The sequence below is a fragment of the Guptibacillus algicola genome, from assembly GCF_020171805.1.
In the GTDB taxonomy this organism is placed as follows: Bacteria; Bacillota; Bacilli; order Bacillales; family Guptibacillaceae; genus Guptibacillus; species Guptibacillus algicola.
In genome coordinates, this window is the sequence record NZ_JAIVAF010000001.1 from 1,296,675 (window position 1) to 1,322,656 (window position 25,982).

21 protein-coding genes are annotated in these 25,982 nt (G+C 43.0%); 2 read left to right on the plus strand and 19 right to left on the minus strand.

Features of this window, described 5'->3' with window-relative positions:
* Window positions 1-51: 51 nt before the first annotated feature.
* The 11 genes from LCM09_RS06680 to LCM09_RS06730 all read right to left on the minus strand — a co-directional run bounded on the left by LCM09_RS06680 (window position 52) and on the right by LCM09_RS06730 (window position 13,528).
* A complete protein-coding gene (locus LCM09_RS06680; RefSeq protein WP_404800797.1) occupies window positions 52-1,230 on the minus strand; it encodes a substrate-binding domain-containing protein in 1,179 nt (392 codons plus the stop codon).
* Window positions 1,231-1,374: 144 nt separating this feature from the next.
* A complete protein-coding gene (locus LCM09_RS06685) occupies window positions 1,375-4,590 on the minus strand; it encodes an AfsR/SARP family transcriptional regulator (protein ID WP_224879797.1) in 3,216 nt (1,071 codons plus the stop codon).
* Between the two features lie 122 nt (window positions 4,591-4,712).
* Window positions 4,713-6,185 (minus strand): sodium:solute symporter family protein, encoded by a 1,473-nt coding sequence (locus tag LCM09_RS06690; protein WP_224879799.1) that lies wholly within the window; start codon window positions 6,183-6,185, stop codon window positions 4,713-4,715.
* Between the two features lie 3 nt (window positions 6,186-6,188).
* Window positions 6,189-6,410, minus strand: coding sequence for a DUF3311 domain-containing protein (locus LCM09_RS06695; RefSeq protein WP_224879801.1), 222 nt, complete (start codon window positions 6,408-6,410; stop codon window positions 6,189-6,191).
* Complete coding sequence (locus tag LCM09_RS06700; RefSeq protein ID WP_224879803.1) at window positions 6,407-8,011, minus strand: amidohydrolase; 1,605 nt, start codon at window positions 8,009-8,011, stop codon at window positions 6,407-6,409. The genes LCM09_RS06695 and LCM09_RS06700 overlap by 4 nt, the downstream gene beginning before the upstream one ends.
* Before the next feature lie 4 nt (window positions 8,012-8,015).
* Window positions 8,016-9,254 carry a M20 family metallo-hydrolase gene (locus LCM09_RS06705; RefSeq protein WP_224879804.1) on the minus strand — a complete coding sequence of 413 codons (1,239 nt, stop codon included), beginning with the start codon at window positions 9,252-9,254 and terminating at the stop codon, window positions 8,016-8,018.
* A 337-nt stretch (window positions 9,255-9,591) separates the two neighbouring features.
* The gene (locus LCM09_RS06710; RefSeq protein WP_224879806.1) at window positions 9,592-9,687 is read right to left on the minus strand and encodes a putative holin-like toxin; all 96 of its coding nucleotides are present in this window, start codon (window positions 9,685-9,687) and stop codon (window positions 9,592-9,594) included.
* A 174-nt stretch (window positions 9,688-9,861) separates the two neighbouring features.
* Entirely contained in the window at window positions 9,862-10,656 is a 795-nt protein-coding gene (locus tag LCM09_RS06715) for a carbon-nitrogen family hydrolase (RefSeq protein WP_224879807.1), read from the minus strand.
* 172 nt (window positions 10,657-10,828) lie between these two features.
* Window positions 10,829-12,295: a sodium/pantothenate symporter gene (gene panF, locus LCM09_RS06720; RefSeq protein WP_224879809.1), complete on the minus strand. Its 1,467-nt coding sequence runs from the start codon at window positions 12,293-12,295 to the stop codon at window positions 10,829-10,831.
* Complete coding sequence (locus tag LCM09_RS06725; RefSeq protein WP_224879811.1) at window positions 12,292-12,576, minus strand: YhdT family protein; 285 nt, start codon at window positions 12,574-12,576, stop codon at window positions 12,292-12,294. Before LCM09_RS06725 ends, panF begins: the two co-directional genes overlap by 4 nt.
* 274 nt (window positions 12,577-12,850) lie before the next feature.
* On the minus strand, window positions 12,851-13,528 hold the full coding sequence (locus LCM09_RS06730) for an MgtC/SapB family protein (protein ID WP_224880126.1): 678 nt from the start codon (window positions 13,526-13,528) through the stop codon (window positions 12,851-12,853).
* Between the two features lie 346 nt (window positions 13,529-13,874).
* Between LCM09_RS06730 and LCM09_RS06735 the strand changes: the two genes are divergently transcribed.
* Window positions 13,875-15,299, plus strand: coding sequence for a peptide MFS transporter (locus LCM09_RS06735; RefSeq protein ID WP_224879813.1), 1,425 nt, complete (start codon window positions 13,875-13,877; stop codon window positions 15,297-15,299).
* 124 nt (window positions 15,300-15,423) lie between these two features.
* Here the strand turns inward: LCM09_RS06735 and LCM09_RS06740 are convergent, their stop codons facing one another.
* Window positions 15,424-16,542, minus strand: coding sequence for an NAD(P)/FAD-dependent oxidoreductase (locus tag LCM09_RS06740; RefSeq protein ID WP_224879816.1), 1,119 nt, complete (start codon window positions 16,540-16,542; stop codon window positions 15,424-15,426).
* A gap of 222 nt (window positions 16,543-16,764) precedes the next feature.
* Here LCM09_RS06740 and LCM09_RS06745 point away from each other — a divergent pair, with 222 nt between their 5' ends.
* Window positions 16,765-18,534, plus strand: a complete 1,770-nt coding sequence (locus LCM09_RS06745) for a metallophosphoesterase family protein (RefSeq protein ID WP_224879818.1) — start codon at window positions 16,765-16,767, stop codon at window positions 18,532-18,534.
* Window positions 18,535-18,597: 63 nt separating this feature from the next.
* Here the strand turns inward: LCM09_RS06745 and LCM09_RS06750 are convergent, their stop codons facing one another.
* From LCM09_RS06750 to nadB, 7 genes are all read right to left on the minus strand, one after another.
* Window positions 18,598-19,002: a DoxX family protein gene (locus LCM09_RS06750; protein WP_224879820.1), complete on the minus strand. Its 405-nt coding sequence runs from the start codon at window positions 19,000-19,002 to the stop codon at window positions 18,598-18,600.
* Window positions 19,003-19,172: 170 nt separating this feature from the next.
* The gene (locus LCM09_RS06755; RefSeq protein WP_224879822.1) at window positions 19,173-19,598 is read right to left on the minus strand and encodes a hypothetical protein; all 426 of its coding nucleotides are present in this window, start codon (window positions 19,596-19,598) and stop codon (window positions 19,173-19,175) included.
* Window positions 19,599-19,639: 41 nt separating this feature from the next.
* Window positions 19,640-21,421, minus strand: a complete 1,782-nt coding sequence (locus LCM09_RS06760) for a S9 family peptidase (RefSeq protein ID WP_224879823.1) — start codon at window positions 21,419-21,421, stop codon at window positions 19,640-19,642.
* A 134-nt stretch (window positions 21,422-21,555) separates the two neighbouring features.
* Window positions 21,556-22,386, minus strand: coding sequence for a 3'(2'),5'-bisphosphate nucleotidase CysQ (gene cysQ, locus LCM09_RS06765; protein ID WP_224879825.1), 831 nt, complete (start codon window positions 22,384-22,386; stop codon window positions 21,556-21,558).
* 69 nt (window positions 22,387-22,455) lie between these two features.
* Window positions 22,456-23,559, minus strand: coding sequence for a quinolinate synthase NadA (gene nadA, locus LCM09_RS06770; RefSeq protein ID WP_224879828.1), 1,104 nt, complete (start codon window positions 23,557-23,559; stop codon window positions 22,456-22,458).
* A complete protein-coding gene (gene nadC / locus LCM09_RS06775) occupies window positions 23,556-24,398 on the minus strand; it encodes a carboxylating nicotinate-nucleotide diphosphorylase (RefSeq protein WP_224879830.1) in 843 nt (280 codons plus the stop codon). The genes nadA and nadC overlap by 4 nt, the downstream gene beginning before the upstream one ends.
* Entirely contained in the window at window positions 24,355-25,899 is a 1,545-nt protein-coding gene (gene nadB / locus LCM09_RS06780) for an L-aspartate oxidase (protein ID WP_224879832.1), read from the minus strand. Before nadB ends, nadC begins: the two co-directional genes overlap by 44 nt.
* Between the last annotated feature and the right edge of the window lie 83 nt (window positions 25,900-25,982).

Below are 25,982 nucleotides of genomic sequence, written 5' to 3' on the forward strand. Positions count from 1 at the left end.
GGAAAAGGGCTGCGCTGAACATCAGCAACAGCACCTTCTCTCATAAGTTCCTTAGTTACGAATAGGCGGTGCTGTTTCTTCCGGCGTCAGCTCACGAATAAGAACAGGTACAGGGTGATCGACACCGTCTTGCTTTTCGAGCTTCACAGCATACATGGTTTGCAATGCCTGGTGGTCTTCTTCACGGAAAGTCATTGTACCTTTAGGCGATTCAAACGACATGCCTTCCATCACATCGATAAGACCATCAGCCGTTGCGTCACCTTTCGTTTCCTTCAATGCTTCTACGATCGAAATGGCAGCACTCATTCCACCAGGTGTAAAGAGATCAGGAAGTGTTCCATCATAACGCTTCTTATGCTCTTCAACGAGCCAATCATTGACTTCATTATCAGGTAAACTATGATAGTAGACCGAGAACCCTTCCATACCGATAAGAGGTTCCATCGTTTTTAGGGCAGCCATATCAGGTGCACCTGTCGAAATTTTGATTCCTTTCTCTTGCAGCTTCATGTCACTGATCTGGTTCCAAGGAGAGTTAGCTCCTGCCCAAATGACAAACAAGTAATCTGGATCTGCTTCAATAATCTTTTGGATATTCGGTGTGAAATCCGTCGCAGCTGGATCAGCGTATTCTTCTAGTACAACTTCAGCACCAAGGTCTTCCGCTGCTTCTTTAAACGCCGCCACACCATCGATTCCAAATGAATAATCAGGTGCGAACGTTGCGATCTTCACCCCTTCATCTGCGATAGCCGCCGCACCAGAAATGGCATCCTGAGATGAGTTACGAGCCGTTCTGAAAACATACTCGTTAAACTCTGAACCTGTAATACTATCTGCTACTGCAGGTTCAACGACCATGATGCGTTCATACTCTTCTGCTAGCGGAAGAACTGCTAATGTATCACCAGAACTCGAAGAGCCTACAAGGAAATCCACTTCGTCCTCTTCCAATAGCTTTGTTGCCTTCTGCACAGCTACTTCTGGTTTTGTTTCGGTATCTTCATAGACTACTTCGATTTTCTTCCCTTCAACTTCCATCGTTCCATCAGTTGCGTAATCTAATCCAAGCTCGAAGCCTTGCTTTGTCTGATTTCCGTACGTTTCAAGAGCACCAGTCAATGATGCAAGTACGCCGATCTTGATTGTTTCTTCAGAATTTCCGTCAGCTTCTCCCGACGACTGAGAATTTGAACTACAGGCACCAAGAACAAGAGACAATGACATAACGATCGATAACACCACATGTTTACGCAAGAATTTCTTCCCCCTTTTCATTCAGTTATTGCTATAGGAACAGCTTACAGGGAGAGAGTTACACACGAGTTACAAAATAAAAAAGGACCGCTTCTTCGATTGAAAGAAGCGATCTTATATCGTAAATGAAACGGATTCTGAGCAAATCATGTCATACATTTGCTTTGTTGCTTTCATCGGGTCTACTGCAAGCTCTTCACGAAGCTTTTCGACACATTCATGGTATAGGCGCATTGCCTGCGGTCGATTGTTCCGCTGATAATAACAGTACATGAGAAGCCGGTAAGCCTCTTCCCACAATGAATCGACTTCAATGATTTTTCTACAAAGGGGAATCGCTTTATCGAAATCTGATAACCGAATAGATAGCTGAGCAAGCTTTTCTAACCCGCGTACATATAATTGACGAAGACGCTCTCGTTCACGTTGAGCCCATGGTGCCCTGCGATCAGGGAGAAACTCACCCTCATAGTATTGCAACCCTTTCTCTAGTAGCTTTTTGGATTGAAGCACACGGTTCTCTTTTAACCCCTCTGTTATCCAATGATCGAAATGGAAGCTATCAACATCGATCACAGCTGTTTTATTAAAACCGTAGGATGAATCCTGCCTTACCACGAAGTACGGTTGACCTCTTGTTTTCCGATCAGGTTCTAGTGCTTTATTCAACGCATTAAAAGCGACCTTAAAGTCTCGTTGACTACTAGATTCATCTGCTTCTGGCCATATGTCATCAAAAATCTCTTCTTTTCTCACAAATGTATTACGGCGCACAAGCAAATACTGAAAAAGTTCTTTCCCCTTCTCACGTTGCCAGTCTTTATGGTCAAGGACCTTGTCACCTAACGAAACGCTAAATTCTCCTAGAGTTTTGATACGGAGGGTATAACCTGGATGAGATTCTAAGTGCTTATATCCCCATGAATCCAGTAAATTGGTGATGTAAGATGCATAGACTCCCGCTTCTCTTGCTTGAAGTAATAGCGGCATAAATTGCTGCAAGTCTTTTGGACCGAAAGTTGTCTTTTTCACGAAAATAAATTCGTATTCTTCGATTTGGACCTTCTGGAGAAACGCACGCACATAGGTTGTAAAATCTTCTCGATCTTTCGTTAGAAATGACAGCCACATCGTGGCGAGCATTTCTGCATAAACATCCCCACACGATTGCGCAGAACGGTACGTTTCGAGCAGCCACTTTTCAGCTTCTTCATGTTGACCACAATAGTACGCTGATTGACCGATACATAGTTTGATAAGGGTAGAGAGCCATTCATCTTTCACCCTTTTCGTTTCATATAAAGCTTGTTCACCGTATTCTTTCGCACGCTCCCACATCTCATTTCTACCAAACATCGCACACAAGCCCATGAGAGGCTCTGCTTTCCCTCTCTCAACCTTTATTGACTCCATTAATTCTAAAGCTGTTTCATAGCAATTAATCGCGAGCTTTTCTTCGTAATGATTTGAAATAGCAACTGCATGCCCCATCCGGATCCAACCACATGCCTCTATGAAAGTGGATTGGTGTTGAATCCCTTGCTGTATACCTTGTTGCGCAAGCTCTTTGGCACGGTCCTCATTACCGCTGAGCGACTCTAATAGTGAAAGCAATAGCTCTGTTTCTCTATGAGACTGAGGAAGCTGTTCGATCGAAGAGTTACGGGTGAGAAGGAGTTCTCGCGATTCAAAAATCTTACCTGTACGTAATAACAAACGAGCATCGAGATTTCCAGATATCCAGGAATCGTTTCCCTCACTTCTTTCATACCAGTTCATTGCCTTAGCAGCTTGACCAGAGTTGACAAGGTTTTCAGCTAGTAAACGAAACAATCGTTCTTTATCAGGATGAGCGGGATCAGCTCGTTCGAGAAAATGGATCGCTTCAGCTAAATAACGCTCAGCTTTCCCAGGCTGAATCGTATCTAAATAGATATTTCCAATCCCCTCATTCGCTTTACTGAGTAGAATAGAATCGTCTTCCCTCTTCCCTAACTCAATCGCTCGTTCATAACAAGTGAACGCCCGATCATAATAGGAGCGATAGCGCCAAACTTCCCCTTCATAAAACCATAGTGGATACCGTTCGTCTTTGACGTCCTTAGAAAGAGAGCTCAACTGCTCAAGAAGGGTTTCGAGCTGGCGGTTTCGTATCAACCTGTCACTTGTTTTTAACAAGATTCGAGCGAGTGAAGACTCATCGCCTAATTCATCATAGTGAACGATCGCCTCTTCATAGCAGTTGTTTTCTTCAAGATCGTGTGCCCATTTATATTGCAGATTTCTCAAACGTTTTTCCTGTTGTTCTACCCCTCTACTCTTCAAGAATGCCTTGAATAACGCATGATAACGGTAGCGGCACTCATCTACTTTTTGAATAAAAAGGTTCTTAGCGAACAGGGTTTCTAACATCTCTTTAGCGTTGGGACATTCAAGAATGCGGTTACATATTTCGGGTTCAAGCTCTCTGAAAATCGACGAATACAACAGGAACTGCCTCGTTTCTTCAGACTGTTTATTGAAAACCTCTTGAGCAAGATAAGAGAATAACTCTTCCATAGACGTATGTGTAAATTTTAGGATCGAATCGATTTCTTCTGAACGAGAAAGCTGGCTCCCAATCATGTTGATCGCAATGATCCAACCTTCTGTTAAATGGTGAATTTTCTCAACTTGCTCTTCCGTGATAGATGATTCATAGAAATCCGTCAGAAAGAACCCAGTCTCCTCTTCAGAAAGCGAAAGCTCCTTCTCACTTATTTCAAGCATTCTACTGCTAACGCTCAGTTTGATCAGACTATCCCACTTAGGCTTCATACGAGTAGAAAAGAGAAGGTGAACATTCGAAGGAAGGAGGGTAAGGAATTTCTCAATCCACTGATTGATCATAAATACGTGATCAACGAGTTGAAAATCATCGATTACAAGAACGAATTCTGATTCTGTTCTCGCGCATTCATTTATAAAGAGAGCACTTAGTAATTGAAGATCTTCTTCACTGACCCAATAGTCCATATTTGCAATAACGTCGAGTAACTCTTCACCGAAAGAAGGAAATTTCTTTCGGATCGAATAAACAACATAGTGGATGAAGGGAAAAATATCATCGTCATGCTCGGTTACTGTATACCAACAAACAGGTATATTACATTGTTTAATAAATTGACTGACGATCGTACTTTTTCCATAACCCGCTCCACCATGAACAAGAGTTAATGGAACATTCATAACCTCTTTCAGTTTTTTGATTACCGAACGCCGATAGATATACGTATCTTTCAAAGCTGGTGGTACAAGTTTCGTTTCAATAATCGGTACGGTAGGTTGCATCAACACACCCCGCCTGCATATTTCAGAGTTTTCTAATAGTTTACCATATCCAGTAAAATACTGGTGTCTTCTTAATAAAAAAATAAGAAGAGAGCGGATTATGATCCACTCTCTTCTGCTTATCATCCACTTATACTTCGATACTCGTCAGCAACAACCTGAACATCCTTTGATTGAGTAAATGCTGATACCACCACTACAATGACGATGTTACAAAGTAAGCCAAGTATTCCAGCATGTAAATCAAATGGTGTGCTTGATGCTACAAGCTGGAAATAGTAGTTCACAACAGTTCCAATTAGTAGTCCTGAAATAACAGCAGGTCCTGTGATCCGCTTCGAGTAAAGAGCTCCGTATACCCCCGGTGCAAATTGAACGATTGATCCATAAGCACCAAGTAACAGCGCAATTAGCCCCTGCCCGCCGAAAACAGTAATGAAATAAGCGAGTCCTCCTATAATGAAGACGCCTACTCTCATTAATAACAACGTCGTTTTATTAGAAATATCTGTTTTCACATTCTTAATCACGCCATCCGTAAACTCAAGGGAAGCACTATGTGTAATCGCATCCGCTGAAGACATCGCTGCAGCGAGTGCTCCTGCTCCAACAAGTCCATAAATCCAACCCGGAAGACTCAAGACAGCTGTAATAAGGTACGGTAGAATTTCATCCGGTGATCCGATAGCTGTTGAGTCGACAACGTTTGCTGCTGCAAATCCAACGAGTAAAAGCGGCACAAGAAACAACGCGAATACAGGATAAACAAGAACGGTTTTCTTTATTGTTCTCGCGTTTGAAGCATACGATTTTGAGAATAAATGAGGCCACATAAGAAAACCGATAACAGACACGAGAATGGTAGATGTGTAAGCAGTGGAAGACATGAAAGAGCCTTCGCTTCCTATTTCAAGAAAACCTGGTTTTGCTGCAATTAAATCCGTAAACATACCAGAAACGCTGCTATGAAGCTGGTTTACGATCGCTAGCCCGACTACCCAGGAGATGATGATCATGAGTAACCCTTGAAAAACATCAGACCACGCCGCTGCTCTGAGCCCACCTGTAGCTACATAAACGACAACGATACCATAAGACACAAGAGCTCCTAACCAGAAGGGGATTCTTCCTTCTGTCATGATATTGAATATGTATGCCATTCCTTTCATTTGTGTTGCTAAGTACTGAATGGATGCAAATAGGGCAATTAACCCGATCAAGATAGGTAAAGCACGGCTGTTATATCTCTTTTTCAAAAAGCCCGATACAGTGTAGATATTATACGCCCGACCGATCTTTCCTATTTTCGGACCGATGATATACCACGGAAGGATAGCAAACGCCGTATAGGTGATGATGTAAAGTGCCGGCGCCCCTTTTGAATAGGCCCATCCAGGCGCACCTAGAAAGGAGAAGGCACTAAACACCGCGCCACCCATCAAGAACCACATGACAAACAATCCTAATTTACCGCCTGCTACCGCAAATTCGTCGAGAGATCCTTTATCTTGATTTCGTCCAGCCAGCACCCCGATGAAGAGAGCGACGACAAGGTATCCAATCATAATGATCATTGCAATTTTCCAGTCTGCCATGATTTAGCTCACCTCCTCTTCATCTTTATCTGGGTCCAGTCGATACAACACGAGAACGATCAGAAATGTAATCACAATCCAAAAGAGTACCCAAAACATAGAAAAGGGAAGACCCAGTACGAGAGGGGTACTTCGATTTCCCAAGGTGAACAGGGGAAATACGAGTAATAGTAATGGGATCGCTAACGATAAACAGTAAACCTTAGTGAACGTTTTCTTGGTCATCTCACACCCTCCTTTTCATTTGTAAAGACAACCTTTCCATCTATAACCGTCATATCAACTCTCAATTCCTTCAACCGCTCTTGATGACAGTGTAGAACTGATTCGTTTACAACTACTAGATCAGCTAGTTTCCCTTCCTCAATGCTCCCTTTTATATCTTCTTCAAAACTCGCATAAGCTCCTGATTGAGTATACGCTCGTATCGCCTCTTCAACGGAAATGCGTTGACGTTCCCCAACTAAATTTCCATTCTTGCTTCGTCTATTCACAGCTGCATGAATTCCAACGAATGGATTAACGTCTGTGATTGGACTATCAGAACCGAAGGCAAACGGAATATCTTGATCACCAAAATCTTTCAGAGGAAACATCACATCTGTTCGTTCACCATAATCACGTACATATCCATCACCGAACTCATGTAAAAACGCAGGGTTAGGAATGGGTACGATGCGAGATTCTTTTATCCTTTTTGTTAGATCGGCCGGGGTAATCGCTGCATGTTCGATTCGATGGCGATGGTCTTCTCGATATGAGACGTCGAGTGCCACTTCGATCGTTTTACTCATCATCTCGACTGCTTCGTCTCCTATCGCATGAGCCGTGATTTGCCATCCTTGTTCGTGTGCTCCTAGCAGAGACTGATTGAGCTCTTCTTGATCTAAATATAAAATGCCCGAGTCTTCCGGCTTACTCGTATAAGGTTCTCTTGTCTTTGCAGTCGGTCCGCTGCTGCTTCCATCGATGAATACTTTCGCAGGACCGATTTTAAACCTGTCATCTCCTAAGCCCGTCAGCAGACCACTTCCTATCCCTTTTTGGACCATAGAAGCAGACTCATGTAGCGATCCGTATAACGCATACACACGCTGCTTTATTGCACCAGAGTTCACTCCAATTTGAAGAGCACGAATATGATCTGTACCATATCCGCCGGCATCATGAACGCTCGTGATGCCATTTTTCAAAAAGGCTTCAGAAGCGATTGCAAGTCCCTCTTGAATCTCCTCCTCTGTATACATCGCCTTAAGAAACATACTCATATGAGCTGATTCCAGCAATAGGCCATTTAATTCATTACCTTCACGAACGAACTTCCCTCCAGCAGGGTTAGGAGTGTCATTCGTAATCCCAGCCATCTCCAAAGCCAGGCTATTCACGCATGAGATATGGCCACACGTTCGTATGACGATGATCGGATGCTCTGTAGACACTTTATCGAGATCCCACTTAGTAAGATGTCGACCTAATTCGTTCTGGTTATAGCCCCAGCCGCGAACCCACTCTCCTTCTGGCGTTCGATCAGCAGCAGCCTTTAGTTTTCCTAAAAGGTTCTCAATGCCCGTAACATCTTTGCAGTTTACTCCTAGCTGATTCGTACCATATAGTTCGAGGTGTGCATGAGCATCAATAAAACCCGGCAATAAACTTCGACCTTTCAAGTCGATGATTTCTGTCTGGTCATCAGCAACCTTCATCACTTCATCTGTTTTCCCAGTCATCAAAATCCTGTTGTCCTTCACTGCCGCCGCTTCGTGTATTGAAAATTCTGAATCCAAAACGCATACTTCGCCGTTAACAAAGACCAAATCAGCTTTCATAAACTCATCCTTTCTGAGCAATTCTCACTGCTGTCTTATAAAGTAAATTGACTCCTTTCTCAATATCATCCATCTCAGCAAACTCAAGCGGATTATGACTGATGCCCTTCTCGCAGCGAACAAAAATCATGCCATAGTCACTGATATAAGACATGAAGAGCGCATCATGAAAGGGGCCACTCATGAGAACTGGAGAATGAAGTCCAAGATTCTCATCTTCTTCTGCCATAATCTCTTTAATCCAGTCTGCACAATACCTTGGATCACTCTTTGTATCTTCTCTGATGCTATACGTAAGTTCATACGAATTGGACGTTTCTTCGATAATCGTATAAAGCTCTTGCTCAAGTTTCGTTCTGTGGTCAAGGTCAATGTCACGTAAATCGATCGTAAACTCTACCTTTTCTGGAATGATGTTTCTTGAATTAGGAAAAACCTGGACACTACCTACCGTTCCAACCGTTGTATTCTTCCCTTTTTCTTTTACCATACGGTCAAATTTCGAAATGATTTCACTCGCGCCAACCATCGCATCTTTTCGTAAGTTCATCGGAACAGATCCAGCATGACCTGCGAATCCTTCAAGCGTAACCGTTAGCCAGATCGGACCAGAGATACCAGAAACAATTCCAACAGGCTTATTCTTTGATTCGAGTACAGGTCCCTGCTCGATATGAAGCTCTATAAATGCTTCGATGTCCCCCTCCTTATATACGGGGCTTTCACTAAGATCCGTTTCGACACCAAACTCTTTTAGCGCTTCTTTTCTCGACACACCATTTTTGTCCTGACGCTCGATTTCGCCTTCTTCAAGCATGCCAACGAGCGCTCGAACACCGAATACGCCTTTATTAAAACGCGAACCTTCTTCATCTGAGAAACAGATCACTTCGATCGTTCGTTTTGGTTTGATTCCATTATCTTTCATCGTATGGATCACTTCGATCGCGCCGAGTGCCCCCGCCGTACCATCAAACCTGCCGCCGTACGGTTGAGAGTCGATATGGGATCCTAGAATCAAGATAGGTTTTGCTTTATCTTCTCCATCAATTCGACCTATTAAGTTGCCAAATCCATCGATTTCAGCTGATAATCCTGCCTCTTCCATCCACCCTTTTACGACATCAACAGCCTGCCGATCTTCTTTAGAGTGCGCAAGACGACATACACCTGTTTCACCGATTTTCCCAATCTCTGCAAGCTCTTCTAAATGACTTAGTAAACGCGAACGGTTTATTGACATAATCTCACCCTTTTCATTTGTTTTAGTCCACTATAGCAAAACAGAAATAGTCTGACATTTTACACTTCGCTCAATTTTCAAGATTCCCTTTTGATATTTCGTCTATTTCATTTCATATTCGACAATTTATGAGAGAATCCGGGTGGTACCAGGCACCCAATAACCCTTGCCATACCGAGCTGCATTGCATATAATAAGAGTAGAAATCATACAGTAAAAAAAAGAACGCTGGTGCGTTAACACCAGCGTCCATACAGCTGCTCCGCAAGAAGAGCGGCGGCTCAAAAGGCAAATGAATGAAGTAACTCACCTTAAACCTTGGCCGGGGCAGGGTGGGTTACTTCTTTTTATTATTACTTGAAACCGTAATAATCGTGACCACAAGAGAAGCAAAACTGATCATCAATACCAATGCCTCATATGTGCTCATCATTATAGGCAGTACCCCCTTTCGTTCATGGGGTACCACCGCCCACCCTGCTTTACAGCTGATACGTTTATTTTACCACAGCCGAATGGGTGAATAGGATGGGTCATTAGTCATTGTGACTTCAGGACCGATTTAATGATTGTTATAAAAGCTTACACATTCTACATAACTACACCCTTATTTATGTTTATAAAGATGAGGGACCCTGCTATCAAAAATAGGGACATCCTTTCGAACCTGCTTCACCTTTTCAAGATCTAATGAAACGGAAAGCGACTTTTCTTCTTCTACTTCACCTTCTGCGAGTACATCTCCCCATGGATCAATTGCCATAGACGTTCCTGCAAATTCAACGCCATCATAGCTCCCGACACGGTTACAAGAGACAACATACATCTGGTTCTCAATCGCTCTTGCAAGCTGTAACGTACGCCAATGAGAACGCCTAGCAAGCGGCCACTCAGCTACGATATGAAGAACCTGAGCACCTTCTAGCGCTAGAGAACGAATAATTTCAGGGAAACGAAGATCATAACAGATGATCACTCCCATCTTGATACCATCGAGTTCAAAGATTTCTGGAGCTTTTGTCCCACCTGAAAGATAAGCTGGCTCATTCAACATCGGAACTAAGTGGACTTTATCGTACTGGTAGATCACTTCACCTTTTCGGTTCACGACCAATGATGAGTTATAAAATTCTCCATCGATTTTGTTAGCGACGGAGCCTCCAATAATGTTAATATCGTGCTTTACCGCAAGATCACTTAGGAACCCTTTCGTCGGTTCAGCATTTTCATCAGCATAAAGGTTAAGGTCTGCGAGAGTATAAGCGGTCGTCCACATTTCAGGAAGAACGATCGTATCAGGATTTGCGTTTGCAACCTCTTCTTCTACCCACTCTTTTACCTTCTGGCGATTCTTCTCTGGGTCACCTGGATAAATGTCCATTTGATAAATTGAAAACTTCATTGCTCACCCTCCTGTTGAAATAGTTCTGGAGTTACGTTTTTTCGTCCTCTGCTTGTCACTCTCCCCACATCATACATCTTAATTTTCAGAAACATCAAATTGTTTGTACCTTTAAGGGCTAAAAAAATCGACAAGTGCCTGGCACCTGTCGAATGCATCTGTCGATTTTCTTTTAAGCTTTCCACAAATTCTCTTGCACGAAAGCCTGCGTTTCTTCATGTCGTTTCACTGTCAATAAGCTCACCAGAACATAGGAAACGAGTGATATCAGAACGGGCATCACAACCGTGTGCATACCGAACGCGTTAGGCTGAAACGTGTTGAACAAAATATAGCTCCCAACTCCCGTTACAATCGAAGCCATTGCCCCGCTCGCATTGCCTTTCTTCCAGTAAAGACCCATTACGACAGGCCAGATGAAAGATGCTTCTAATCCCCCAAAAGAAAACAGATTCAACCATATCAAAAGATCAGGAGGATTAACAGCCATTAAGAATACAATAATACCGAGTACTGCAGTAACCCCGATACTAAACCGCTTAATGGACTGATCACTTGCATCAGGCTTCACATAATTCAAGTAAACATCCTTTACAACTGCAGAACTCACCAACAAGAGAAGTGAATCTACCGTGGACATAATTGCTGCCATTGGTGCAGCTAGAACGATCCCTGCTACCCAAGCTGGCAAAACCTCCATAGCAATTCTCGGCATGACCGTATCGCCAACTTCGATACCAGGTAAGACAGCACGTGCAAAAACTCCAGTTAAATGCATACCAACCATAATAAAACCTACGACAACAGTGCCGATGATCAAAGCGCGGTGCATCCCTCTTGAGCTTTTATAAGACATAGCACGAACAGCAACTTGTGGCAGACCAACGACCCCAACACCTACTAACAGCCAGAACGATGACACGTATAAAGGTGTAAGGGATCGATCAGGCCCATAAGGAGAAATCAAATTTGGATTCTCTGCAGAAAGATCTGACATGATGTTTTCGATACCACCACCTGCAATAACCGTCCCGACTAAGATAACGAGGGTCCCGAAGAACATGATCACACCTTGAATCGTATCCGTAATCGCAACAGCTCGAAATCCACCAATAATGACATACACAAGCACGGAAACAGCAAAAATAAACAGCGCCGCTGTATACGAGAGCCCTGTTAATGACTCGATCAGACGTGCTCCACCGACCCATTGTGCTGCCATGGCGGAAAACAAGAAGATAATGATGCTAAGTGCAGATAAGATGACAACAGCTTTACTTCGATACCTCTCTTTCAAAAAGTCGATTAATGTTACAGCTCGAATCTTCCTTGCCACGATCGCAAATTTTTTCCCTAGAACGGATAGCACAAAATAACCGGTAGGAAGCTGCGTCATCGCGAGCAACACCCAACCGAGTCCCATTTCGTACGCTACGCCTGGACCACCAATAAAACTACTCGCGCTCCCATACGTTGCTACCATCGTCATCGCAAGAATAAATCCACCTAGTTCACGACTGCCAAGAAAGTACTCGTGAAGAAAACTGGACGATGCCGATAAATGCCTAGACGCATAGAAGCCAACGACGAAAATACTACAAAGAAAGATAAAGAGTGGAATCACAACTTCCCAGTTCAATTGTCTTCCTCCTCATCTAACGGCACTTCTTTATATAGAAACTTTACAGATACGATTACTAGAACAAGCATCACAAGAGTGACAACGATACAGCTATAGAAAAACCAAGCCGGCAATCCCCATATGTAATTGTACTCCGCTACAGGCTTTGACCCGAAACCATAAGCGGTTCCATACCATAACAGAAAATTTATAACTACAAGCCCAATACCGATAAGGGCTTCACGATTTGCGATTTGAAAACGCGGATCCTCGCCATTTTCTCGCTTTTCTTTATTCATTCTTTACCCCCCTAAAACCTCTCAAGCACATGACTCTTCATCCATCAATATCAAAAAGCATGTCTACAATTTCCTATTCTAAATAATTTAATGGAAGAAAGTCTACAGTCTTGATCATAACCCTCTTACTATCTTTTGCGACAGCAATCATTCCTATCAAACATAAAAAAAGCTTTTGGCCGTCACTCTCGCCAAAAGCTTTTAAGTTAAACAAACGTTTGATTGAAAGGTAGCTATCCTATCTAAGTATTAAAACACCTTAATACAAAGCTACTTATCCCTCGACTTCTACGGATGAAGCACCATCTACTTTTCTTAGCAGCTGGTAAATATCTGTCGTGTGATTTTTTTCAAACGTCATCAGTCTAAGTTCGATCTGTCGGTTATGATCCTTCGTATCGCGAACGCGTACGTGGCGAAGTTCAAAATCATGTTCCTCGATCGCTCGCATAAAAGCAGTCACATCCTGGTCCTCGTTCAACGTGATCTTTGCACGCATCTCACGCTGTCTAAGCTGCTTTGGTCCAATCTTCTTAATAATGATTGGTAGAACATTTACACTGAAAAGAATGATTGCTGCGCCAATAAACGCTTCATAATAAAAGCCGGCACCTGCAGATATACCAAGCCCTGAAGCTCCCCAAATAATTGCCGCTGTCGTTAATCCTGATATGGCATCATTGTTTCTTCTAAGTATTACGCCAGCACCGATGAAACCGATTCCAGACACAACTTGTGCAGCAAGTCGCATCGGATCTGTACGGATATTCGTTGAGAACTCAGCGAATTTAACAGCTGATTCGATGGAAACGATCGTTAACAAACAGCTGCTAACGGCGATAACCATACATGTTTTCAGCCCAAGTGGCTTATGCTTTAACTCCCTTTCGATTCCAATCATCAATCCTAATAGTGCTGAAATAGCCAGTTTTGCTAGTACAATCATGCTCATAGGAGTCATCTCCAACTCTTTTTCTTTATCATTCAAAATTCTTTAAGCACATGTGGATTTCCTGCGGTATAGGTAATTTTTATGTGCGTTTTTCGTGATTTATGTATGACCTAACACTCAGTTCATTGTGCCCAATTTTATAACAAGCTTAACAACCAGTCTTAAATGAATATTTTTCAAAACGTCTTACATAATAGCGCTTTCTTCAATTATTTCGTTTATTTTAATTTTGTTTTTACAAATTTACAAAGATTTTAAATAGGTGAACATTTTTGCAAAATCTTCAAATTGACTAATAATTTGCTAAAATGGGTGAGTGTTATTTTAACAACTTGGAGGTTACAACATGGACACCACAGTAGACAGCAAGGTGAAACCACCAAAGGGAAAAGGAAAACACCCTCCTGGTTTATACTTGCTATTCATCACAGAAATGTGGGAGCGTTATAGCTACTACGGAATGCGTTCCATTCTAATTCTCTATTTGACGGCTGAATTGATCAGCGGCGGTCTAGGAATGGACAACGGAAAAGCACTTCAGCTTTATGGTATTTATGCTGGTCTCGTATACTTCACTCCACTCATCGGAGGATATTTAACCGATAAACTCATGGGTCTACGGACCGCCATCACAATCGGTGGTATTACGATGGCTCTGGGTGATTTTACCTTATTTGCTATACAAGAGCAATGGGGTCTTTATTTAGGACTACTATTATTAATTCTAGGTAATGGATTCTTCAAACCGAATATCTCAACTCTTGTTGGTGAACTATACACCAAAAACGATCCACGTAAAGACTCAGCTTTTACAATTTTCTATATGGGAATCAACCTTGGGGCACTTATTTCCCCACTAGTTGCAGGATTCCTTTATGCCGACCTATTCCACTCCACTTCGGGCGGAATCGAAACATTCGGCTTTAAATATGCTTTCCTTGCTTCATCGATCGGTATGATTATTGGACAGCTTACATTTAACCTTCTTGCAAAGAAATACCTCGGTGATGTTGGTACACAGCCTTCTTCTCAGAGAGTTTCGCCAACAGTGAAAGGAAAAGCTAAACCATTAACGAAAATCGAAAAACAACGTACGTCAGTTATTCTTATCCTTGCAGTATTCGTTGTTATTTTCTGGGCTGGTTTTGAACAGGCCGGCGCATCCTTTACACTTTATACACGTGATTTCATCGACAGAACCGTATTTGGCTATGAAGTACCCGTATCCTGGTTCCAGTCATTGAATCCACTATTCGTTCTACTACTTGCACCTGTTATTTCTGCACTATGGATCAAGCTTTCTAAAACGAAGCGTGGAGACTTTGCCATCCCTACGAAAATGGCGTTCGGTCTCATTTTGCTCGGTCTAGGTTTCATGGTCATGGTTCCAGCAGTCATTATGACAGGTAGTGATGACGGAAGCATCACTGTAAAAGCGAGTATGCTGTTCATGGTATTCACATACCTCTTACACACACTAGGTGAACTAGCACTATCACCGATCGGTCTTTCACTTGTAAGTAAGATGTCACCAGTGAAAATCGCATCACTCTTGATGGGTGCATGGTTCTTGAGTAACTCAGTCGCAAACTATCTAGCAGGTCATATCGCATCACTCACAACTTCAGCAGGGTACCTCGAAATCTTCGTTTACCTTGGAGTTGCAGCACTTGGACTAGGAGTCGTACTACTGCTCATGTCTAAGAAACTTCAAAAGCTGATGCATGTTGATGAAGATGTTCATGGGAATAAGATTCAGCAAGCTAGTTAGTAGCTTATAAATTGATTACTAGATACTTTTTCATTACAAAACAGGCGATTCCCATTTTTGGGAACCGCCTGTTTTTGATTTAACTTCGGTTCGACACCCTTCGAGCAAAACCGGGCGGTGCCTGTCACCGCCCAAAGGCTTTCTCTGGATCATATTCCTCTAAGTCTAGCTCTGTCTCTTCACCTGCAATCATTCTAGCAAGTTCCGCCCCTAGAAATGGACCGCTCGTTAACCCAGAAGCTCCTAATCCATTTGCAACATAAAGCCCTTTTACGTTAGGTACAGCACCAGCCACCGGAAGGTTTCCGGGCGTAAGTGGGCGAAAACCTACTTTCGTTTCTACATACGTGCTCACTTCTAGTCCTGGCGCAACTTTCAAAGCACGCTCAATGATATGATGAACGCCACCCATCGTAACGCGGTAATCAAAGCCCGCATCATCTTCCTGTGTAGCACCGACTACAATCTTTCCGCCCTCAAACGGTAAGAAATATTGAACGAATGGTGGCATCACGATTGGCCAGTCTTTCGTCTCTGTATCCGGTAACTGCAAGTGAACGATCTGAGCTTTCTGGGGTGAAACGTGAAACGTCATACCAAGTGGCTCGATCAACTCCTTCGCCCAAGCTCCTCCTGTCACAATGACTTCATCAGCGAGCAACTCTTCATGATTAACGAATGCCCCTTTGATCGTTGATCCTTCCCATTTTAGAGAAGCGTCTCCATGTAAAACGGTCGCGCCATTTTTTTCTGCAGCACGAATAAGCGCATCACGTAGTGCTCCTCCATCGATCCTTGCTGCCCCACCGACGTACACCGCTCCAAACCGATCTGATAACGGTGGAAACATTGCCTTCGTTTCCTCTTTCGATAGCTTTGAGACTTCACCCATTTCAGGCGTGTCTTCCCGCCGCTCAAGCGCCATATTTAATTTCTTCTCGAGCTTCGTTTCCCCAGAATAGATGTTGATCGCACCGACCCGTTTATACCCAGTGTTTCTTTCACCATCTTTTTCTAGGTCTCCTATTAAGGAAGGATAATACCTCGCTCCCGCTTCCACGAGTCTATAAAAAGGTCCGTTCTTTCTATTTGTAAGCCAGGGGCAAACGATTCCTGCCGCAGCTTCTGTTGCTTGTCCGCGATCTTTTCGATCGACTACTGTGACCGCTACACCCTTTTTAGAGAGGTGATAAGCAGTCGAAGCTCCTACTATGCCTGCCCCGATGACGATGACTGATTTCATTACATACACCTTTTCTTCTTCTGTCTGTGTAGCTATTTTACAGGATAACCTTTATCCACTCAATTCAGGCTACCTTCATTAAAATGTTCAATCAAATGTTTGTTTAACACAAATGTAGAAGGATTTACATTTAAACAGTCGTTTTGTAATGGGTTGTTAACACAGTATTTACACATGTCAGTTACAATGGGGCTGACTTCATAAAAGGAGGCAATATCTTAGATGCATAAACTAAAAGCGATTTTCGCAGTCATCATGATGGTCGTATTGATTGCACCATTTTCGGTTTTGTCAGCCGAAAATTCAATAGATACAGTAGGAAAGCGTGACGGAGGAATTGGCAAGACGACGAATTTTACCGATTTTGCACCAAACACATCGCTGGATAAAAAGATCAACGATATCATCTATCCCCTTTTCGCAACACCAGCAATAAAGAAGAAGGGGCAGACCTTGACGATGCAGATCGATACACATGGGAAAGAAGCAGCTAGCTGGGATATACTACTCAAACCAAACAGTAATTCAGCGGTAACAGAGACTCACAGCTTACCCGTTAAAGATATTGATATAGGGAAGTCACACTGGAAGGATAGCGAGAAGATCTATGATGTTACCGTAACGATTCCAGAGGACATCCCAGAAGAACTTTATGATTTACAAGTTGAATATACAGCGAATGGTCAGCGTCATTCAGATGAGCAGCCTCATTCAGTCAATGTTGTCGATGAATATGAGAAAGACTTTGAGTTCTTGCATCTTACAGATACACATATAGGTTCACCTCGTAACCTAGGTAACCAGGATGATCCTTCTACTGTAGACCCAGGCCGGACGAAAGAAGCTGGCATGTGGAATCCTAATGAAGATGATCGTTGGCTCTACCTTCAAAAAGCGATTAAAGAAGTGAATCTGAAAAATCCAGATTTTGTAGTGGTAACGGGAGATTTGATGTATGGGCAAATGAACCCTCAAGAGTATATTTATGAATATGAAGAAACGTACCGGATGCTACAACAGCTAGAAGTGCCAGTGTACCTTGTACCAGGTAATCACGATTACTATGCTCAAGATGCCACTCTAGCAGACGGAGCAAAATACTGGGAAAATTATTTCGGACCACAATACTTCTCATTTGATTACGGCCCATATGCTCACTTCATCGGATACAATTCCTTTGACTGGCACAAATTCGACCGCCAGGGACACGGAACGGTGTCTGTACCAACTTGGGGCGGACAGATTCGTGAGGAACAGCTCGATTGGGTGAAGCAAGATCTTGAGAAAAATGCACAAACAGCACAACCAAATCAAATTAGAGGTCTTTTCTCTCACCATAACCCATTATGGAGAGACCGTGACATCTGGCCAAAAGAAGATCCTGATGTTCAAAAGTACTGGGAGCAATATGATGCGAAGCACAATCCACAGTCTATAGAGACACTCGCACTAGGGGAAAAGCTAGGAATCGAATATGACCAGCAGTGGCACGGCGAAAATGCTCATGAGCTGATCGATGTGATGAAGCAACACAACGTTGATATTAGCTTACATGGTCATACGCATATCGATGACGTTACGAAAGAGGATGGCATCCTTTATACAACAACGACTTCGCTTGAGCTTAGCGGCAAACCATACGTTGGCTTCCGTCCACTTGAGGTAAAAGACGGCAACGTTGTGAATTACAACTACCAAGACCCTCATCACTCTATACCTGTTTACGAGAATGGTGATACGGAGCGCGGTGTAATGTCACTCGAATCTAGCTATAAAAATAGCAATGATGGACATTCATCTAACCTAACAGCGACGATTACAAATCGTCTCGATAAAGCAATGACTGTAACGGTTCCTTTCTATTTAGTAAAAGGAGACTACAACGTTTCTGAAGGAACGGTCACACAAAATACTGCTTCAGGAGACAAACAGCACATTGAAGTAGAAATTACGGTGCCTGCGAAGAGTTCGAAGGAGATTGTCGTGGAATAACTACCATTTAAATAAATGAAAAGAGCTTAGATGGCATTCGCCACTAAGCTCTTTTTGTTTGTGCTATGATGATTTGCTTTTAGAGCGGTTTTTGGTATCTGCCGCCCATAGAACCCACCAGATTAATAAAGGTTGGAATAATAGCCTGATCCATAGAAGTGTCTGATTTGCTTCTTCCTGACCTGGAGCCGGTATGCCAGCTATTGCTGCATAAATATTTGCTGGGAATATCGCGATGAGGTATACCGCTGTCCAAAATCGAGCTTGTTTTCGAGTAGAAGGTACTAGAAGTAGAATCGCAAGAAGGATTTCAAGTATGCCCGTTGCGTATATAATACCTAAACGAAACGGCACCCACTCGGGCAACATAGTTGCGAACCCTTCCCCTTGAGTAAAGTGAGCAACGCCGGCGAATATGAAAAAGAGCGCAAATAATACTAGTGCAGCAATCCGTAGAATAGTTTTCATGTCGATCTCCTTTTTAGATGATATACCTATTGTAACGTTCAGAAATACAGTTATCAGCTAACGAGACTTATCACTAAGCCCAAAGATGCTCAGAGTGCGAACCTCTGAGCATCTGTTAGATTACTTAGTTTTTATCGTAACGCCCTCTCCGGCTCAGGTTTAAGCTACTATCAACTCTTGATTCCAATAGTTAAGTCTTTCCTCGAAATTCTTCTCAAATAGGAATTGTAGTGCAGGGTTAAGAAATATAAAAACTCGTCTGATGTGAAATTAACCATGTCGCTCTTAAAAACAGTTAAATATACAGCGTTGTCATTTTGAAGACGAATTCTAGAATTTCTTCCATCTAATTTTCCGTATACAACTCCGGCATTTCTGATGGTTTCTTCACTTATATCTCCCTGTAAATGATCCATCGCTATGCTTATTGATTCTTTATTCCAATCTATTTGCATCCACCTTTTATTTCTAGGTTTGTTGGGGACATATAGGCTAACTCTATTGGGTCTTTTAACATTAGGAGGTTTTGCTCTAACGTCAATAAAATGATTAGTTACAAAATTTAAGAACTTGATTGCTAAAACTTCAGACTCCAAGATTATCCCCCCACTTTTAACACCTTGCTTTTTTTATTGAATCACAAACACTGATCAAAGAAGGCTAAAACTTTTCGATAGACGGTCATCTCATTCTCTTTTTTCGAGAACCCATGTCCTTCGTCGTCCAAAACAAGATAGTCTACCTTTCTACCCTTTTGTTTCAATGCGTCAACAATTTGATCAGATTCCTCTTTCACAACTCTTGGATCCATCGCCCCCTGTATCACAAGCATTGGTTTTGTCATAGATGAAAGATACGTATCTGGGGATGCTTCCGTTAGTTCATCCTTATCTTTGATCGGATCACCGACTAGCTTCTTTGTTGCTGGTTTCCAGTGCTCAGGAACTGTATCTAGGAAACTAAATAAGTTACTTGGTCCAAAAATATCGACAACGGCTTTGAAGTAATCTGGATGTCTACCGTGTAAGAGGAGTGCCATATAGCCACCATAGCTACCGCCCATCAATAGGATCTTATCTCGATCAGCATGTCCTTCATTTATTAGCCACTCCATTCCATGAACATTATCGAGACGTGGACCATTTCCCCAATCACCTTCTACCATTCTTTTAAAAGCAAGACCGTATCCAGTTGAGCCACGGAAATTCGGCGCGAAAATACTATATCCTCTGTGGAGAAGGAATTGAAACAACGAGCGGAAGGAAGCTCGTTCTGCAACTTGAGGCCCTCCGTGTGGCCAAACGATCACATGGCCATTGTTGTTTTCTTCTTTTGCTTTGAAAAACTGCGCCTCGATCTCAAGACCATCAAACGATGAGTACGTTACGACGTATGGCTCAACCATATCCTCCTCAGCTACACCAGGCACATTGTAGTTTGTAAGTCTCGCCCATCCTTGATCAGATCTCTTATAAATATTAGATGGAACTCTAGGCGAACTTCCTTTCAGGTAGACGCCTCCTTTTTCACCGACGATCACCTTTTCAATAACGTTTACGGGTGTTTCGATTTTCTCGAGTTCGCCAGATTGGATTCTGTACCGATAGAAATAATCTTGAACCCCTTTTTCACTAGTGAGATAAAGAGATTCACTACTACGATCAAATACGATTTCAGTAAAGCTTTCTTTCTCAAGCTGAAGCACTTTTTCGAAGCTTCTCGCCTCTATATCGAACTTTGCAAGGTATGTAAAATCTTCTCCATAGTTTGTAACCAAATACACGTCTGTTTCCGAAGTGTAGACTGCGCCATCAAATGTGTGCTCAATTTCTTTGTCTGGTGTCAATAAGATATGTTCCTCAGCCATCTTCACATAAGGTAATGAGTATGTATTTCTATGAAACTCACCATATAAGAAGCTCTTCTCCTCAGGGCTTTTATCGAATAAGAAAACCATTGCGTCCTTACCTTCTAGAACAGATTCTTCCTTTCCCGTTTCCAGATGATAGGAGTAGGCGTTCAGGAATGTTTCATTTTCTTTATTCGACGTATAATAAAGGCACTTCCCATCGTCTGATAAGAACGGCATATCATGACGATATCCTTCTGCTTCTCTAAGAGGCTTTACCTTCCCGCCTGAAGTTGGCAGCGCATAAATTTGACCATTCTCATCACCATCTTTATCCATGACCGCAACGATAAACGATCCGTTTTTATCATAAAAGACTTCCTGACAACTCTGGTTCTCAAACGATAACGGATATGGAAATGTGTGCGGTAGATCCATCGCCCATAAATTGTATGTTCCGTTTAGATTTGTACTGAATACCATTTGTTTTTCATCTGGACTAACTGCAAATGTTTGAATACCTAGCGTTTGAAAAAATTGTTCCACGTCTGGTTTCTCAAATTCGATCATACTGTTTCCCCCCCAATAATGTGTGCAACCTGTATTCTGTATAACGTATTCGCAATTTAACGATAAACTCCTGTTTACTTTACATAATTAACCAATAAATAATGGCATAAAAATAAACTTCCGATAGCGGAAGTTTATCCTGCTCCTTGCCCCTTTCTCCATACAATGAACCACGGATTCAACAAATCCTCCTTGTTATACTCGAGGTGCCTGTCACTTGTCGAATGAATGACGTTGCCACCAGAGCCTAATACGATTGCATGCCCTGCTGCAGTATCCCATTCCATTGTAGGAGCGAAACGTGGGTACACATCTGCCGTCCCTTCAGCAACAAGACATAATTTAAGCGAACTCCCAGCTGACGTCACATTCACTTTTCTATACGACTTTTTAAGAGTTTCTAAGAACTTCTTTGTCTCAGGAGTCGGATGCGACCGACTGGCTACTGCGGTGATGGTATCATCCTTACTATTGTGCAGTGGAAGTCGGTGACCACTTTCAGTAAGAGACTTGAATGTAGGATGCTTGCCCTCTGAAACTTTCTCAATTTTGTAAGAGCCTACTTCTTCACTTCCGATATACAAGGTGTCACTGACAGGCACATAAACAACCCCGAAAACAGGGTTTTTATGATGAATCAGAGCAATATTCACAGTGAATTCACCGTTTCGTTTAATGAACTCCTTCGTTCCATCGAGAGGGTCGACAAGCCAGAACGTTTCCCATTTCTTCCGATCTTCAAACCTGAGATGCTGCCCTTCCTCGCTTAAGATCGGATAATCGACGGTAAGTGTAGTTAACCCTTTTACGATTGTTTCGTGTGACAGTTTGTCTGCTGTCGTCAAAGGAGACGCATCACTCTTCTTCTCAATCTGAAAATCATTACTACCATATATCTTCAGTATTGCTTTTCCAGCAGTCACTGAGGTATGGATAACGTTAAGCAAATCTTTTTCACTTAACACTGCACTCACTCCTTTCCAAAATAACGGTGAGGCACACCTCATCTGTAATACTGTATGCTTAAACTGAATTTACGCGCGTTCTAACATACGATTCAAGGCATCTTTCGCATATCGCGCCGTCTTCTTGTCTACTTTAATCTGGTTCGTTTTCTTTCCGGAACTGACTTCATCAAGAGCCCAAAGAAGGTGCGGAAGGTCGATTCGATTCATCGTTAAACACGGACACATATTAGGATTCAACGATACGATTCTTTTATCAGGATGCTGTTGAATAATGCGATTTACGAGATTCATTTCTGTCCCAATGGCCCATGAAGACCCAGAAGGTGCTTTCTCGATCGTATCGATGATCATTTTCGTTGAACCTGCATAGTCCGATTTCTGAACGACTTCAAACGTACACTCAGGGTGGACGATCACGTTGACGTCCGGCATGTCTCGTCGCACATCGGCAATATTATCAAGCGTGAACTTCTCATGAACAGAGCAATGCCCTTTCCACAAAATCACTTTTACATCTTCATAATCACCGTCATATTCTAGTCGATCTGAAATAGGATCCCATACTGCCATCGCCTTAAGTGGAATGCCAAGATCATAAGCGGTATTTCTTCCTAAATGCTGATCTGGCAAAAAGAGAATTCGCTCCTTTTGTGTATACGCCCACTCGACCATAGCCGTAGCATTTGAAGAAGTAACGGTCGCGCCACCGTTCTCCCCAACAAATGATTTGATCGCTGCGGTCGAATTCACATAGGTTAACGGGAGAATGGTATCACCGAACCGCTCCACAAGAATCTTCCATGCGCGCTCCGTCTGGTGGATGTCAGCCATATCGGCCATTGAACACCCAGCCCTCATGTCTGGAAGAATCACCGTCTGAGCATCCTCTGTTAAAATATCCGCCGTCTCCGCCATGAAATGCACACCACAAAAAACGATGTAATCCGCTTTCTTATTTTTCGCTGCTAACTGAGCAAGCTGTAACGAATCACCCGTATCATCTGCAAACTGAACGACCTCATCTTTCTGATAATGATGAGCAGGTAAATAAAGACGCTCACCCAATTCCTTCTTGATCTCACGTACCCGCTGAATCATCTCTTCCTCTGATAGTGAGTGATAATGCTCTGGAATGCCTATTGGTATATGTAACGCATCTAGTATACTCATTGCCCTACCCCTTTCATTCGAAGGCTAATATCAAGACTTTTAACAGAGTGTGTGAGACAGCCGAGTGAAATCATATCGACACCACAGTCCTTGTACTGTGTTAGGTTCTGGAGCGTAATCCCGCCTGATAGTTCTGTCACGATCGCACGTGGTACGAGACGATTATAAAAAATTGCTTCATCAGGTGAGCAGTTATCAAACATAATGATGTCAGCGTTTGCGTCAACGGCCTCTCGCACCTCTTCTTCAGTACTCGTCTCTACCTCGATCTTCGTCATGTGACCTACCTTTTCTCTAACCTGTGCCACAGCATTTCGAATGCTTCCACATTGTGCAATATGGTTATCCTTTAGCATCACGCCACCGTCAAGCGTGATGCGATGATTGTACCCACCACCACATCGCACGGCGTATTTTTCTAACATCCGAAGTCCTGGAGTCGTTTTACGAGTGTCGCATATGCGTGTTTTCGAATCACCAAGTAACTCAACTGCACGCCTCGTCATCGTCGCGATCCCGCTCAAGCGCTGAATCAAATTAAGGATGACGCGTTCACCAGTGAGGATAGCACCTACACGACCGGAAACCTTCGCAATTACATCGCCTTTTTGGACACGCTCACCCTCTTGCACGTATATCTCGACAGAGCAATCCTCATCTAACAAACAAAAACCCATATCGATCACAGCTTGCCCGCAGAAGATGCCATCATCCTTTGCTACGAACTCGGCAACGCCACGCTCATTCAGTTCAAATAACAGTTCAGTCGATAAATCTCCTGTGCCAATATCTTCATTAAAAAACCGCTCGAGATTTCTTCTCAGTAGTAGCCCATTCATCCTCAAGAATCCTCCTCTTTATCCTTTTTTGCTGAAATCGTTGATTTGCTTGAGGAAAATCTGACCGATGATGTCCCCCACGACTTTCCGTTCGCATATAAGCTGACGTCGCCATTAGCCAGCTTGTTTGCAGCATGTTGGTCAATGTGACTTCCTCGACACTCGATGCTAATTTTTTCTTACCTTTTAAATAAGCACCTAGTTCGTCTATTGCAGTAGAGAGTCCAACCGCATGGCGCGTGATTCCGACGTAATCATTCATTATGGTTCGGAGCTTGCTTGGATCAGGGAGCGAGTTTGGTATGTGAAGAGGTTGTGACGCGGCAGCCATACCATGCTGAACTCGCTTATGATTCAGCATCCACGTTGCCGCTTCATTCGCAAAAACAACCGCTTCTAAAAGGGAATTGCTCGCAAGTCTATTCGCTCCATGCACACCAGTGTTCGCAACTTCTCCAATGGCGAAAAGATTTGCGACCGATGTTCTTCCGTATCGGTCCGTTTCCACCCCACCCATCAAAAAATGTGCTCCTGGCTGGACAGGAACTTTTTTTGATGATGCATCGTCTTCATTCAGGTACGACGCTATTGTTGGAAAACGGTCGTCAAAGTTCGTGACAGCGGAAATATCGAGGTACACCATATTCTGTTCCTCATAGATCGCACGGGCAACGACGTCTCTTGGGGCGAGGTCGAGGAGTTCATGCTTCCCTTCCATCAGGTACACTCCTGACTCCATGACCAAACGGCCGCCCTCTCCCCTCACTGCTTCAGAAAGAAGAAAAGAAGCACCACTACCTGCATACATCGTCGGATGAAACTGCATGAATTCAAGGTCAGAGACGATTGCTCCCGCTCGATAAGCCATCGCAATGCCATCGCCCGTCACTGACGTATCATTAGACGTGACAGGATAAAGCTGCCCTGCACCACCTGTTGCGAGAATGACGAAATCTGCCTTTACCATGAGAAGATTTCCTTTCTCATTCATAAACGAGGCACCTGCACAGAAGCCATTTTCCACGATGAGATCGACCGCTGCATGATGTTCGATGATCGTACTGCTTTCTTTCACTCGTTTCACAAGCTTATTCATGAGTTCTTTTCCCGTCGCATCGCCACCTGCATGGAGGATTCTTGGAACACTGTGCGCGCCTTCACGACACCTGGAATAGGTTCCATCTTTACTCTGATCAAACGTCACTCCCATTTCAATAAGCTGACTGACGCATTCTCCCCCTTTTTTCACTAAGAGCTCCGTCAATTCGTTGTTGTTATGAAAAACGCCTGCTTGTATCGTATCGAAAAAATGATCTGCCCAACTGTCATCGTCCGACGTGACAGCTGCAATACCACCCTGTGCTAATCGGGAATTGCTCTTTCCGAGCTCTGACTTTGTGATAACCGTCACATTCTTTTCCGCAGCTAGAAGCTCAGCGGTCAATAAACCTGACACCCCACTACCAATGACAAGTACCTCTGTATGAAAGTTGTTGTTCATGACACCTTCTCCTAAAAATGATGGTATTCACTGATGTAACTTTACATGTGTCTTGACACTAATAGTTACATAGATTTAAATAA

What these genes read in the sequence shown, in the direction of transcription:
- LCM09_RS06680 (WP_404800797.1), bottom strand. Translation starts at nt 1,230, where the DNA reads ATGTCATTGTCTCTTGTTCTTGGTGCCTGTAGTTCAAATTCTCAGTCG.
- LCM09_RS06685 (WP_224879797.1), bottom strand. Translation starts at nt 4,590, where the DNA reads ATGCAACCTACCGTACCGATTATTGAAACGAAACTTGTACCACCAGCT.
- LCM09_RS06690 (WP_224879799.1), bottom strand. Translation starts at nt 6,185, where the DNA reads ATGGCAGACTGGAAAATTGCAATGATCATTATGATTGGATACCTTGTC.
- LCM09_RS06695 (WP_224879801.1), bottom strand. Translation starts at nt 6,410, where the DNA reads ATGACCAAGAAAACGTTCACTAAGGTTTACTGTTTATCGTTAGCGATC.
- LCM09_RS06700 (WP_224879803.1), bottom strand. Translation starts at nt 8,011, where the DNA reads ATGAAAGCTGATTTGGTCTTTGTTAACGGCGAAGTATGCGTTTTGGAT.
- LCM09_RS06705 (WP_224879804.1), bottom strand. Translation starts at nt 9,254, where the DNA reads ATGTCAATAAACCGTTCGCGTTTACTAAGTCATTTAGAAGAGCTTGCA.
- LCM09_RS06710 (WP_224879806.1), bottom strand. Translation starts at nt 9,687, where the DNA reads ATGATGAGCACATATGAGGCATTGGTATTGATGATCAGTTTTGCTTCT.
- LCM09_RS06715 (WP_224879807.1), bottom strand. Translation starts at nt 10,656, where the DNA reads ATGAAGTTTTCAATTTATCAAATGGACATTTATCCAGGTGACCCAGAG.
- LCM09_RS06725 (WP_224879811.1), bottom strand. Translation starts at nt 12,576, where the DNA reads ATGAATAAAGAAAAGCGAGAAAATGGCGAGGATCCGCGTTTTCAAATC.
- LCM09_RS06730 (WP_224880126.1), bottom strand. Translation starts at nt 13,528, where the DNA reads ATGAGCATGATTGTACTAGCAAAACTGGCTATTTCAGCACTATTAGGA.
- LCM09_RS06735 (WP_224879813.1), top strand. Translation starts at nt 13,875, where the DNA reads ATGGACACCACAGTAGACAGCAAGGTGAAACCACCAAAGGGAAAAGGA.
- LCM09_RS06740 (WP_224879816.1), bottom strand. Translation starts at nt 16,542, where the DNA reads ATGAAATCAGTCATCGTCATCGGGGCAGGCATAGTAGGAGCTTCGACT.
- LCM09_RS06745 (WP_224879818.1), top strand. Translation starts at nt 16,765, where the DNA reads ATGCATAAACTAAAAGCGATTTTCGCAGTCATCATGATGGTCGTATTG.
- LCM09_RS06750 (WP_224879820.1), bottom strand. Translation starts at nt 19,002, where the DNA reads ATGAAAACTATTCTACGGATTGCTGCACTAGTATTATTTGCGCTCTTT.
- LCM09_RS06760 (WP_224879823.1), bottom strand. Translation starts at nt 21,421, where the DNA reads ATGATCGAATTTGAGAAACCAGACGTGGAACAATTTTTTCAAACGCTA.
- nadA (WP_224879828.1), bottom strand. Translation starts at nt 23,559, where the DNA reads ATGAGTATACTAGATGCGTTACATATACCAATAGGCATTCCAGAGCAT.
- nadC (WP_224879830.1), bottom strand. Translation starts at nt 24,398, where the DNA reads ATGAATGGGCTACTACTGAGAAGAAATCTCGAGCGGTTTTTTAATGAA.
- nadB (WP_224879832.1), bottom strand. Translation starts at nt 25,899, where the DNA reads ATGAACAACAACTTTCATACAGAGGTACTTGTCATTGGTAGTGGGGTG.